Genomic DNA, 12,105 nt, shown 5'->3' on the forward strand with positions numbered 1-12,105 from the left:
GTGCCGGCGATGCTGACCGTGCCAGAGCGAAGAAGCGCATTGGCCGGCGGGGCAATGAGCCTTGCCGGCATGGCGCTTTTCATCGGCCTGCCGGTCGTAGCGCTGCTCGCAGCCGGGATAGAAGCACCGGACAGCCCTTCGTTGCTCGACCCCTATATCCTTCGCGTCCTGCGTTTCACTTTGCTGCAGGCCATTCTTTCAACCGTTCTATCCGTGCTTCTCGCCATACCGATCGCTCGGGCGCTTGCTCGCCAGCGGCATTTCTTCGGCCGTATCTGGATCATCCGGCTGATGGCGGTCCCCATGGGCCTGCCGGTGCTGATAGGGGCAATCGGCCTGCTCGGCATATGGGGCCGGCACGGCGTCCTGAACCAGGCGCTGGTCGCAATCGGCCTTTCTCAGCCCATAAGCATCTATGGTCTGGCAGGTATCCTCATCGCCCACGTGTTCTTCAACCTGCCGCTCGCCTGCCGACTGATGCTGGCGGGACTGGAACGCGTGCCGGCAGAATATTGGCTGGTGGCGACAGGGCTCGGCATGCGGCCCGCTTCGGTCTTCCGCTTTATCGAGTGGCCGGTGCTGCGTGCGATCATCCCCGGCATTGCCGGATTGATCTTCATGCTCTGCGCCACAAGTTTTACGCTTGTTCTCACGCTTGGAGGTGGCCCGGCGGCGACGACGCTCGAAGTGGCGATTTACCAGGCCCTGCGCTTCGACTTCGATCCCGGCCGCGCCGTTGCGCTGTCGCTGATGCAGATCGCGGTTACAGCGATCGTTCTTGCCGCGATGTCTTTGTTTCCGGCTCCCCGAGATCATGGAGTAACGGCCGGCAGGCCCATACGGCGCACCGACGGAGAGCAGTGGGCTGCACGTTTGACCGATGCCGCATTGCTGTTTGCTGTGGCACTATTCGTCGGACTGCCGCTTGCCTCCATCGTCGTGGCCGGACTGAAAGCCGATATCGCCAAGCTCATCGGCCAACCTGTTTTCGTCCAGGCAGCGCTCACCAGCCTTGCTATCGCGCTCGCAGCCGGAGCGCTATCCGTGCTTGCATCGCTGGCGATCATCCGGGCGCGATATGCCGTAGCAGCAGAGCGCCGACGTGCAATGGCGCTTTCGATCCTCGCCGCTACGCTTGGGGCTTCCTCCTCGCTTGTCCTGCTGGTTCCGCCCATCGTTCTCGCCACCGGCTGGTTCCTTGCACTCCGCACATTCACCGATCCGACACGTTTCGCCGCATTGCTGGTCGTTCTGATCAACGCGCTCATGGCGCTGCCCTTCGTCATCCGTGTCGTCGACCCCGCATACGCTATTCATCGCCAGCGCACTGCGCGCCTGGCGTCGAGCCTCGGGCTTGGAGGACTTGCGCGCTTGCGCCTGGTGGACTGGCCCGGTCTGCGCAGGCCGCTGCTGATGGCGATGTCCTTCGCCATGGCGCTGTCGCTCGGCGATCTCGGGGCCGTCGCACTTTTCGGATCCGACAGCTTGGTGACCCTGCCCTGGCTGCTCTATAGCCGCCTCGGAAGCTATCGGACCAATGACGCCGACGGTCTCGCCTTGATCCTTGGCGCTCTTTGCCTTCTGTTGACGATTGGCGGGACGTTAGGTCAGGGAAATAGCCGGAGAGAAGGCGAATTGCATGGCTGACGCACGGGGGATTGTGATGGCCGACGTGCGGCTAACGCTTGGAACGCATGATTTCCGCTTCGACTGCGATCTCCCGGCAGGCCGGATCATCGCGATAACCGGCCCATCCGGAGCGGGAAAATCCACGTTCCTGAACCTGGTAGCGGGTTTCGACGCCCCGGACAGCGGCACGATTTCGATCGACGGTCACGATGTGACTGCGCTTCATCCGGCTGTGCGCCCAGTTTCTCTTGTCTTCCAGGACAACAACCTCTTTGCGCATCTTGACCTTTTCACCAATGTCGGGCTGGGCATCAGTCCCTCGCTCAAGCTCGCGGCAGACGACCGCCAGCGGATATCCGAGGCCCTGGCGAATGTCGGGCTTGCCGGCTTCGAAAGGCGCCTGCCGGGGACACTCTCCGGCGGCGAGCGTCAGCGTGCAGCCTTCGCGCGTGCACTAGTACGCGATCGGCCGTTGCTTTTGCTCGACGAGCCCTTCGCGGCTCTGGACCCGAGCCTGCGCGCCGGGATGTCCGACCTCCTGAAGCTGCTTCATCTAAAGACCGGGAACACCGTTCTCATCGTGTCGCATGATCCAAAGGAGGTGAGGCGATTGGCCGACTACGCAGTTTTCCTTGAGGCCGGTGAGGTGAGGCTGGCAGCACCTATCGAAGCCTATCTGGAGCATCGGGGCATCCCCGCTTTGCAGGTGTTTTTGCAACATTGAATTTGCCGCACCGACAAAACACAACTTTCGCCATAATTTCATTGTTGCGAGGACATGAGAATGTCTGACGTCATGCTTGCTAAAATACAACGCCGCCACAATTAAGCAGAGTCTCGCTATGCAACCAATGCCGAAATCAGCTAGAGCAAAAGGCCTATACCATCCGGATCAGCGGCGCGGCGACCGGAATGGACCTAACCTTCGACAAGATGCGATGATGATCGGCTCCAACCGGCGTCTCGCCGACATGTATACGAGATGAGTGGAACACAGGCTCTGACGCAGACGAAACGCAAGCGACGCGAAGCAACAGGCTCCGGCTGGGCGTGGAAACACGGCGTCACTGCCCATATGCGGCGTTGCGCGCTCGTTTTCCTGGCGGCGGCAGCGTTGAACGGCTGTCAGTCGCTCGTGGACCAGTCGTACCAGCCGAACGTTTCGCCTTCCGCCAACCCGCAGATCGTCTCCGAGGTCCAGAAGAACGATCCACGCGCGCAGATGGGCGCCCGCGAACACCCACGCATCGTCGCAAGCTATGGCGGCGAATATAAGGACGCCAAGACCGAGCGCCTGGTAGCGCGCATTGCGGGTGCGCTGACGAGCGTCTCCGAGAACCCCCAACAATCCTATCGCATCACCATATTGAACTCGCCGGCAATCAACGCCTTTGCCCTGCCCGGTGGCTATCTCTACGTCACCCGCGGCCTTTTGGCGCTGGCCGACGACGCGTCGGAAGTCGCAGCCGTGCTGTCGCACGAGATGGCGCACGTCACCGCCAATCATGGTGTCGAGCGCCAGAAACGCGAAGAGGCCGAGGTCATCGCCAGCCGCGTCGTCGCCGAAGTCCTGTCCAGCGATATCGCCGGCAAGCAGGCCTTGGCACGCGGCAAGCTGCGCCTGGCTGCCTTCTCCCGCCAGCAGGAATTGCAAGCGGACGAGATCGGCATTCGAACTCTCGGCCAGGCAGGATACGACCCATATGCGGCCGCTCGCTTCCTGGACTCGATGGAAGCCTATAGCCGCTTCATGTCGGCAAACTCCGACGCAGACCAAAGCCTCGACTTCCTTTCGAGCCATCCGAGCACCCCGCAGCGCATTGACCTTGCGCGCGACCATGCCCGTGAATTCGGCGAAGACGGCAAGGTCGGGGACAAGGGCCGTGACTACTACCTCGACGGCATCGATGGCCTGCTATACGGCGACAGCCCCGAAGAGGGCTATGTTCGTGGCCAGACCTTCCTCCACGGCGGCCTCGGCATTCGCTTCGACGTCCCGCCGGATTTCCGTATCGACAACAAGGTCGAGGCGGTTCTTGCCACCGGTCCGGGCGACATCGCCATTCGCTTCGACGGAGTTGCCGACAGCCAGAACCAGACCCTGACAAACTATATTTCCAGTGGCTGGGTGACCGGCCTCGACACGTCGACCATCAAGCCGATGACCATCAACGGCATGGAAGCCGCAACCGCGCATGCCTCCGCCGATCGCTGGGACTTCGACGTGACCGTCATCCGCGACAAGTCGCAGATCTTCCGCTTCCTGACGGCAGTGCCAAAGGGAAGTGCTGCGCTGGAGCAGACCGCGGATATCCTGCGCGCTAGCTTCCGTCACATCACGCCCGCGGAAGCCGCCTCCTTGAAGCCTTTGCGTGTCCGTGTCTTGACGGTGAAGCCGGGCGATACGATCACGACGCTCGCCTCGCGCATGATGGGAACCGACCGAAAGCTTGACCTTTTCAAGCTGATCAACGCGCTTCAGACCGGCGCATCGATCGCCCCTGGCGACCGGGTAAAGATTATCGCCGAATAAAAAAAGGCCCAGCGAGGGCCGGGCCTGAAGTCATCGTGCTGATTTAGTAGAGACCTCGCCCTCTAGGGGGTTAGGCATATGTAGCCATTCGGGGATCGGCGCTGACCAGCGCGCTCCTGAGTTTTTCGATCGCGCGGCTTTCGATCTGGCGAACACGCTCCTTGGAAATACCGAGATGCGCACCGAGTTCCTCAAGCGTCGCGCCGTCTTCCGCCAGTCGGCGGGCGCTGATGATCTTCATCTCTCGCTCGTTGAGATGCGTCAAGGCGGAGGCGAGCCAGGTCCGGCGCCTTTCTCCATCAATCATGTTCGACACCTGCTCGTCTGGCAACGGCTCGTTGCTGACGAGGAAATCCATGCGTTCGGCGCTCTCCGAGTCACCGGAGATCGAGGGAGCCTGTAGCGACGCGTCATTGCCGGACAGGCGCGCATCCATCACCTGCACGTCGTTAAGGCTGACGCCAAGCGCCGCCGCGATTTCCTGGTGGATCGATTGCACGGTCAACTGTGTGTCGCCCTTGGCAAGCTTTGCCCGTAGCCGGCGAAGATTGAAAAAGAGCGCCTTCTGAGCTGAACTCGTACCGCCGCGCACGATCGACCAGTTGCGAAGAATGAAGTCCTGGATCGAAGCGCGAATCCACCAGCTGGCATAGGTGGAGAAACGCACTTCGCGCTCAGGCTCGAAGCGAGCCGCAGCTTCCAGAAGGCCAACATATCCCTCTTGCACCAGATCGCTCATCGGCAGTCCGAAATTGCGAAACTTGCCTGCCATGGAAATGACAAGACGCATATGCGCCGTCGCGATCTTGTTGCGAGCCCCGCGATCATCGTGATCCTTCCAGCGGATGGCAAGATCGTGCTCCTCAGCGCGCTCCAGGTAAGGGGCAGCCATTGCGATCTTGATCATGCGCCGATCTGCAGACATGCTTTTCATATCATTCTCCCTAACTCGGCTTCGCGCCGCAACTTAGAAAAAGGAAACTCGCTTCCGCGCAGCGATGCGCAGATCAAATGAACTTGGTTTCGATGCAGGGATCTTCAGCGAGGACCCCCGAAATCAATCAGAATTTCATTGGGGCCAGAATTTCATGGGGGGCTTGTCAGAACGATGCGGTGAACTACCTACCTTCGAAGAGATGCGAAGGCTCGATGAAAAGCGCATGATCCGGTCCTCTCGAATATTTCGGGACGCAACAGACATGCGAACGTACGCGGTCTGCCACAGATACATGCGCTAAACGCCACAAGGCGAAATAAGTTCCAAAGAAAAACCCGGCGCGAGCGCCGGGTTTTTGATCATGCCGAAACTGCTGCCTTAAGCGGCTTCGTCCTGTGAATCCTCTTCGTCGACAACCTTGCCACGCTTCGGACCCTTGTTCAGATTGGTTTCGACGACGCGGACCGCTTCCGTCTCCGACATTTTGTTGACGGCGGCAATCTCGCGGGCCATGCGATCGAGCGCAGCTTCATAGAGTTGACGCTCGGAATAGGACTGCTCCGGCTGGTTTTCTGCGCGATAGAGATCGCGAACCACCTCGGCAATGGAAATCAGATCGCCAGAATTGATCTTGGCATCATATTCCTGAGCGCGTCGCGACCACATGGTACGCTTGACACGAGCCTTGCCCTGGACGACCTTCAAGGCACGTTCCACGAAGTCCGTTTCGGAAAGTTTGCGCATGCCGATGCTCATAGCCTTGGCTACCGGCACCTTCAGACGCATCTTGTCCTTTTCGAAATCGATCACAAAAAGCTCAAGCTTCATGCCCGCGACTTCTTGCTCTTCGATCGCGGTAATCGTACCAACACCATGGGCCGGATACACGATCGATTCGCCTGTCTTGAAGCCATGGCGCACTGAAGGTTTCTTCTGCTGGGTCGTCATTCTTATCAAAAACTCCCTGTTACGCACCCGGCTAACGCCGAGGCCGGGTCAGTCAGGCCCGGATGAGACGATATGACCGTCGGGGTGACTTCATCCTGGTCCAGCCAGACGCACACAAAAAGAAATCCGATCATCGCGGTCCATGACCCGACAACTCAAAACATTGATATGTCGAGGAAACCGCTTGCGGATTGTCTGTTTGCTTTCGTGGTGGTTTGAGGCATGCGATATGCCACAATGGATCAGTATGAGGAAGCTATCACAAAAATCTGAGGAAATCAATAATTTGCTTCATCCGCTTCAACAGGCGTAACAGGGCCGCCTCAAGAAACGCTGACGATGATACGTTTAAGCTCTGGCTTCCAACACCGCGCGGGCGGGGCGAGCGCGAGGCTGACGCTTTCGAACGTCAGTCGCCGGCGCCAGGTTCAGCAGAAAAATACTTCTCGAACTTGCCTTCTTCGCCGTCGAGCGCCTTGGCATCAGGCAAGGGATCACGCTTCACGGTGATATTCGGCCAGATGGAGGCGTATTCGGCGTTGATCTTCAACCATTTGTCCAGACCCGGCTCGGTATCGGGCTTGATCGCCTCAGCAGGACATTCCGGCTCGCAGACCCCACAATCGATGCATTCGTCGGGATGGATGACGAGAAAATTTTCGCCTTCATAGAAGCAATCTACGGGGCAAACTTCTACGCAGTCGGTGTATTTGCAGCGCACGCAATTGTCAGTCACGACATAAGTCATGAAACACTCCAGGATTTTCGGTTCTCCGGGGCGGGCAACCTGGAACGTCGCGCCTTTCCCTCGGGAGCCGGCGCGGACATGAGAATGCGAGAAAATGCATACATGCCGACCGGCGGTTTGCCAGCAGGTTGAACGTCAGGTATCGGCTTTATCGCCGGATTTCAAGGATAAACCATCCGGAATTCCGCCGCGCGGCAACAGAGTTTTCTAATCGTCGTCCGACATCAACCGATCGATCGCCCGACGCTCCCGTTTGGTGGGACGTCCGGCACCAGGAGTACGTAGCGCCTGCTCCAGGGCGGTGAGACGTTTTGTCTCAGCTGCGGCAGGTGTCAGATCGTCATAGAGCAACCTTGCCTCTTCGAACGGACCGCGCCTGCTACCCGGTTGTTTCACGACGAGGACAATATCCCGTCGCTCCAGCTTCAGCTCTATCCGATCGCCAGGCTTGACGCCGTAGCTTGGCTGAACAACCCGCTCGCCGTTGATCCGCACATGTCCCTGCTGGACATGAACCTGTGCCAGGGAACGGGATTTTGCCATCCGGGCGAAAAACAACCATTTGTCGATGCGCTGACGCGGACCGGGGCATGGCTGTCTCTCTTCCGTCATGGCTTATTTCTTCATTTGCTCCTTGAGAGCAGCGAGTTTGGCGAAGGGCGAATCCGGATCGATCGGCTTTTCCTTGCGCGGCGGCTTGGCTTCGAAACGCAGCGGCTGCGATGCCCCGGGACCCCGGTTGTTGTTCCGATCGTTGCGATCCTTGCGATCGCCGCGATCCTGCCGGTCGTTGTTGCGATCGCCGCGGTTGCCCTGCTGTGGCGGACGGCCACCACCGCCCTCCTTGCCGCGCTTCCCGCGATTATCACGAGCCTCGCGGTTGCCCTCCGTAGCCGGAACAGCTGCCTGTTCGCCCTCGTTCCGACGGTTGTTGCCCTGCTGCTGACCCTGCGCCTGACCGGAGCCTTGATGACCACGACGATCACCATGGTTGCGGGGCTGGCGTTGATTGTCGTTGCGGCCGCCAAGGCGCCAAAGCAAGACCGGCTTTGGTTCAACTGGCTCAGACGCGACGACTTCTACGCCCGGCAATTCTGAAGCGCCTTCTATCGACGGCTCAGCGGCAACAGGGGCCTCCTCGGAAACGGCGGGAACATCGATGACGGCAGGAGCTGCGTCCGGCTTGGCGCTGGCCGTTTCCTGCGTCGGTTCTTCCACGGTATGGTCAGCATCGTCATGGTCTGTCTTTTCAGCAGCCTCATGCGCAGGTTCGGCAGAAGCGGCCGGCGCTGATGACACCTCGTGCGAAGCGAGATAGGCGGCGGCTTCCTCTGGCTTTACTGCATCGGCGCGATAGCCAAGACCCTTGAGGATCTCTTCCATATCATCCAGCGTTGCTCCGAGAATGGACAGCATCGCGGTCGTGGTCGTGAACCGGCGGCCGTCATAGGCTCCGTCGGGACGACCGGCCTGGCCCGGCTTCCATTGCAGCAGCGGACGGATGATATCCGCCAGGCGCTCGAGGATATCGATGCGCACTGCGCGCTTGCCGAGGAAACGGAAGCCGGCAAGCTTGTAGAACATGCGTTCATAGGTCGGGTCGGTGACAACCGAAGTGCGGCCGGCGGCAAGAACCGGGATGAGGTCGCCATAGCCCGGCTTGTCGAGGCCGTCATTCCGCAACGCCCAGAGCAAGGTGATCAGTTCCGCTGGCGCCGGTTTCAGGAGTGCCGGCACAAAGATATGATAGGCGCCGAAACGGATGCCGTAGCGGCGCATCGATGCGCGCGCATCCTGATCCAGCGACTTTACTTCTTCCGTCACATCGCGGCGGAACAGAACGCCCAGGCCTTCAACCAGCTGGAACGCAAGCCCCTTGGCAAGGCCCTGCAGATCTTCGGCGCGCGACAGGTCGTCGAGCGGCTTCAGCACCGTGCTGATGTGATGGTTGACGAAGCGCTCGATGCGCGCGGCAACATGATCGCGCGCATTGCTCGTCAACTGCTCGTCGGCAAGCAGGATGACCCTCGGGCGCATGACGTGATCGCTGCCGACGAGCCGCGCTACGGGATCACCGAGCCAGCGCACCATGCCATCGGCACTGACGGCCAGATCGCTATTGCCGGCCGCGTGCATGCGTGCAGCCCGCGCCTCGAACTCGAGCGCGAGCGCCTTCAGCGAAGCTGTATGGACAGCCTTTGCATCAGGTCCCTCGGTCCCCCCAATGGGCGTGAACCGGAAACCGGTCAACTGTCCCACATGATGTCCTTCGACGAAGACATCCCCATTCACACTGATTTCAGCTTCCAGCATTGCATTCTCTCTCAGGCGCTTCATGAGCACAGATGTCCTGCGATCAACAAAGCGGTTCGTCAACCGTTCATGTAACGCATCGGACAATCGATCTTCGATTTCCCGCGTCTTTTCTTGCCAGTGTGTCGGATCGGCAAGCCAACCGGGCCGGTTCGACACATAGGTCCATGTCCTTATCTGCGCGATTCGTGCCGAAAGCGTGTCGATCTCGCCATCCGTTCGGTCGGCACGATGCACCTGCTCGGCAAGAAAGTCTTCTTTGACAGTGCCATAGCGAACCAGATCGGAAAAGAGGGTCGCGATAAGATCGGCGTGCTGCGCCGGCGTGATGCGCCGATAGTCGGGCAGCGCGCAGGCTTCCCACAATTTCTCGACACGCTCGGACCCGATCGCAAGATCGATGATCTCGGGATAGCGCGACAGCTGCTCCAGCGCTTGCTGATCGACGGCCGGCAACGCCCTCGTCAACCCGGACACCTTGGGCGCAGCGTCCATGCTCGACCGCAAAGCGGCGATCGAGGAAAAATCGATCTGTTTCGTCCGCCACTGGAGGACTTTGACATTGTCGAATTCGTGGCCCTCGATCCGGCGCACCAGATCGGCGTCGAACGGGTCGACCTGGCCGGTCACGCCGAACGTGCCGTCCCGCAAATGGCGGCCGGCGCGGCCAGCGATCTGGCCGAGTTCGCCGGGATTGAGATTGCGGAACTGGTAGCCGTCGAACTTGCGATCCTGGGCGAAAGCAACATGATCGACGTCGAGGTTCAAACCCATGCCGATTGCGTCGGTGGCCACCAGATATTCGACATCGCCGGCCTGATAGAGCGCCACCTGCGCGTTGCGTGTCCGAGGGCTGAGCGCCCCGAGCACGACCGCGGCGCCTCCACGCTGCCGGCGGATAAGCTCGGCAATCGCATAGACCTCGTCTGCCGAGAAGGCGACGACGACGGAACGCTGCGGCAACCGGGTGATCTTCTTTTGACCGGCATAAGCCAGATGAGAAAGCCGCGGCCGCTCGACAACGGTTATTCCGGGTAGCAGGTGCTCCAGGATAGGCCTCATTGTGCCCGCACCAAGCAACAGCGTTTCGTCCCTGCCACGCAGATGCAGAATGCGGTCGGTGAAGATGTGGCCCCGCTCAAGATCGCCGGCCAGCTGCACCTCGTCGATCGCAACGAACGATGCCCGCGTCTCGCGCGGCATCGCTTCGACGGTGCAGACGGAATAGCGGGCGTTCGGCGGTGAGATCTTCTCCTCGCCAGTTACCAGCGCCACGTTCTGCACTCCGACCTTCTCGACGACGCGGGTATAGACTTCGCGCGCCAAAAGGCGCAGCGGCAATCCGATTACGCCGTTGCCATGCGCCACCATGCGCTCGATGGCATAATGCGTCTTGCCGGTATTGGTCGGTCCAAGCACTGCGGTCACGCCGCGTCCGCTGAGGATCATAGGCTGCGAAGTCAGGGTCATATATCCATGTAAGGACGAGGTGCGGTCGCGTTCCCGTCAACGCGCTCCTCTGTGAAGTGAGGAACAGATGACGATCATATGCGACAAAGGCAAGGCCCGAACCAAAAAAGGACGGTTAAAAACACTGCAATTGGGCCGAAATCACAACCCATGGGATACACTCGACCTACAGCCGGTGCGAGTCCTGACCATCGGAGAACACGTTGGGAACGAATCAGCGACGAATCGCTGACTCCGGTGAATTCTTGTTTTGTTCACCGCTATATGTAGATTTAGAATCAAATGATTATACCAGATACTGAATCCAGCAAATGCGCCACGAAATGCCGGAGGCGAATCGAGAAAATTGCCCAGAATGCCCAGATGTTGATCGTTGGCAGACATTAACTATTTGTAAAAGCATCTAAATTTGGAGCGATGCCGCCATGGCCGTCTCTCACGCGATAGTGGGCGAGGATTCCGTTAGAATCGCGATGGTTTCGCCCGAATATCTGCTTCGACCTACCGGAAACACCATATATAGTGAGATTCGCGCGCCAACATACAGGACTCTGAATGGTTGCACGACAGAATCGCATTGAATCGTGGATTGCTAGCCGAGCCCAAAAAGCGGTCCAGGCACGATCGGGCAGCATTCCTCCTCAAGTTGCATTTGCGATTTTCCCGGTTCCCCTCATTCTCTGACTGCCGCGAAGTCGATGCGCAAACGCAGGCGTCGCTGGAAAACGCCCGCTTGATCCCCGGTAAACCGCGGATAGGTTGCAGACCACCCGCAGCTATTGTGGCTCTAGCGTTTTTTAACCTTAAGTACATTTTGCAACGGGACAGCCCCTCCGCTCAATGCAGGCCATGGGTGTAAAAAAAGCGATTCGGTTCGATGACACGCAGGAAGCAAAGCCGCCTTTGAAAGCCATGGAACAAATTCGCGTGAAAGAAGTTTCTAATGTCAGCGAATATCGCTGGTGGGAAGCTGGAGGAAATGGACGATGCTTGGCACAATATTGCTTGTCATTCTTATTTTACTGCTGATTGGCGCGCTGCCGAATTGGGGATATAGCAGTGGTTGGGGCTACGGCCCGTCGGGAGGCCTGGGACTTGTTGTCGTAATTATCCTCGTCCTGGTGTTATTAGGGCGGATTTGACACGCAATAAATACTAGATCAGTTATGTAATCCAAGATCCACGGAGCAGTGACATGAAGAAACTTGTAATCGCAATCGCTCTTATCGGCACACTCGCATCCTGCACGCCTGAAGAGCAGGGAACGGCTATTGGCGCAGGTAGCGGCGCGATCATCGGTGGCGCAGTAACTCACAGCTGGGGCGGAGCAGCAGTCGGCGCCGTAGCCGGCGGTCTTGTCGGCAATCTTATCGGCCGCTCGCAGCGTCAAGGCTACTGCGTATATCGCGATCGCTACGGCCGCCGCTATGAGGCTCGTTGCAACTAAATAGCTGCAGACGCTTGAAACGGACGCTTCGGCGTCCGTTTTGACATCTGCGACTTTGCATTGCCGTTGGCTAGAGCCGA

At 59.2% G+C, this 12,105-nt stretch carries 10 protein-coding genes; 5 read left to right on the plus strand and 5 right to left on the minus strand.

From position 1 onward, the window contains the following. The first annotated feature begins 9 nt into the window (after window positions 1–9). The 3 genes from thiP (at window position 10) to CPY51_RS25815 (ending at window position 4,162) form a co-directional block, all read left to right on the plus strand. Entirely contained in the window at window positions 10–1,647 is a 1,638-nt protein-coding gene (gene thiP, locus CPY51_RS25805) for a thiamine/thiamine pyrophosphate ABC transporter permease ThiP (protein WP_111163237.1), read from the plus strand. After that, window positions 1,640–2,353: a thiamine ABC transporter ATP-binding protein gene (locus CPY51_RS25810; RefSeq protein WP_111163060.1), complete on the plus strand. Its 714-nt coding sequence runs from the start codon at window positions 1,640–1,642 to the stop codon at window positions 2,351–2,353. Before thiP ends, CPY51_RS25810 begins: the two co-directional genes overlap by 8 nt. Before the next feature lie 351 nt (window positions 2,354–2,704). Further along, window positions 2,705–4,162 (plus strand): M48 family metalloprotease, encoded by a 1,458-nt coding sequence (locus CPY51_RS25815; RefSeq protein WP_111163061.1) that lies wholly within the window; start codon window positions 2,705–2,707, stop codon window positions 4,160–4,162. Between the two features lie 70 nt (window positions 4,163–4,232). On the opposite strand, the gene CPY51_RS25820 is transcribed toward CPY51_RS25815, so the two are convergent. The 5 genes from CPY51_RS25820 to CPY51_RS25840 all read right to left on the minus strand — a co-directional run bounded on the left by CPY51_RS25820 (window position 4,233) and on the right by CPY51_RS25840 (window position 10,578). Continuing rightward, window positions 4,233–5,096, minus strand: coding sequence for an RNA polymerase factor sigma-32 (locus CPY51_RS25820; RefSeq protein WP_111163062.1), 864 nt, complete (start codon window positions 5,094–5,096; stop codon window positions 4,233–4,235). A 381-nt stretch (window positions 5,097–5,477) separates the two neighbouring features. After that, entirely contained in the window at window positions 5,478–6,047 is a 570-nt protein-coding gene (locus tag CPY51_RS25825; RefSeq protein WP_111163063.1) for a CarD family transcriptional regulator, read from the minus strand. A 409-nt stretch (window positions 6,048–6,456) separates the two neighbouring features. Beyond that, window positions 6,457–6,795, minus strand: coding sequence for a ferredoxin FdxA (gene fdxA, locus CPY51_RS25830; RefSeq protein ID WP_111163064.1), 339 nt, complete (start codon window positions 6,793–6,795; stop codon window positions 6,457–6,459). A gap of 207 nt (window positions 6,796–7,002) precedes the next feature. Continuing rightward, a complete protein-coding gene (locus CPY51_RS25835; protein WP_111163065.1) occupies window positions 7,003–7,407 on the minus strand; it encodes an RNA-binding S4 domain-containing protein in 405 nt (134 codons plus the stop codon). A 3-nt stretch (window positions 7,408–7,410) separates the two neighbouring features. Continuing rightward, window positions 7,411–10,578 (minus strand): helicase-related protein, encoded by a 3,168-nt coding sequence (locus CPY51_RS25840; RefSeq protein WP_111163066.1) that lies wholly within the window; start codon window positions 10,576–10,578, stop codon window positions 7,411–7,413. Between the two features lie 986 nt (window positions 10,579–11,564). On the opposite strand from CPY51_RS25840, the gene CPY51_RS25845 reads away from it, so the two are divergent. Next, window positions 11,565–11,720 (plus strand): DUF3309 family protein, encoded by a 156-nt coding sequence (locus CPY51_RS25845; RefSeq protein WP_111163067.1) that lies wholly within the window; start codon window positions 11,565–11,567, stop codon window positions 11,718–11,720. A 53-nt stretch (window positions 11,721–11,773) separates the two neighbouring features. Continuing rightward, entirely contained in the window at window positions 11,774–12,025 is a 252-nt protein-coding gene (locus CPY51_RS25850) for a YMGG-like glycine zipper-containing protein (RefSeq protein WP_111163068.1), read from the plus strand. Window positions 12,026–12,105 lie beyond the last annotated feature (80 nt).

This window comes from Arminella tubonensis, assembly GCF_003240585.1.
GTDB lineage: Bacteria > Pseudomonadota > Alphaproteobacteria > Rhizobiales > Rhizobiaceae > Rhizobium > Rhizobium tubonense.

Bases quoted from the DNA above. Each gene is read 5' to 3' on its own strand.
- thiP (WP_111163237.1), top strand. From the start codon at position 10: ATGCTGACCGTGCCAGAGCGAAGAAGCGCATTGGCCGGCGGGGCAATG.
- CPY51_RS25810 (WP_111163060.1), top strand. From the start codon at position 1,640: ATGGCTGACGCACGGGGGATTGTGATGGCCGACGTGCGGCTAACGCTT.
- CPY51_RS25815 (WP_111163061.1), top strand. From the start codon at position 2,705: ATGCGGCGTTGCGCGCTCGTTTTCCTGGCGGCGGCAGCGTTGAACGGC.
- CPY51_RS25820 (WP_111163062.1), bottom strand. From the start codon at position 5,096: ATGAAAAGCATGTCTGCAGATCGGCGCATGATCAAGATCGCAATGGCT.
- CPY51_RS25825 (WP_111163063.1), bottom strand. From the start codon at position 6,047: ATGACGACCCAGCAGAAGAAACCTTCAGTGCGCCATGGCTTCAAGACA.
- fdxA (WP_111163064.1), bottom strand. From the start codon at position 6,795: ATGACTTATGTCGTGACTGACAATTGCGTGCGCTGCAAATACACCGAC.
- CPY51_RS25835 (WP_111163065.1), bottom strand. From the start codon at position 7,407: ATGACGGAAGAGAGACAGCCATGCCCCGGTCCGCGTCAGCGCATCGAC.
- CPY51_RS25840 (WP_111163066.1), bottom strand. From the start codon at position 10,578: ATGACCCTGACTTCGCAGCCTATGATCCTCAGCGGACGCGGCGTGACC.
- CPY51_RS25845 (WP_111163067.1), top strand. From the start codon at position 11,565: ATGCTTGGCACAATATTGCTTGTCATTCTTATTTTACTGCTGATTGGC.
- CPY51_RS25850 (WP_111163068.1), top strand. From the start codon at position 11,774: ATGAAGAAACTTGTAATCGCAATCGCTCTTATCGGCACACTCGCATCC.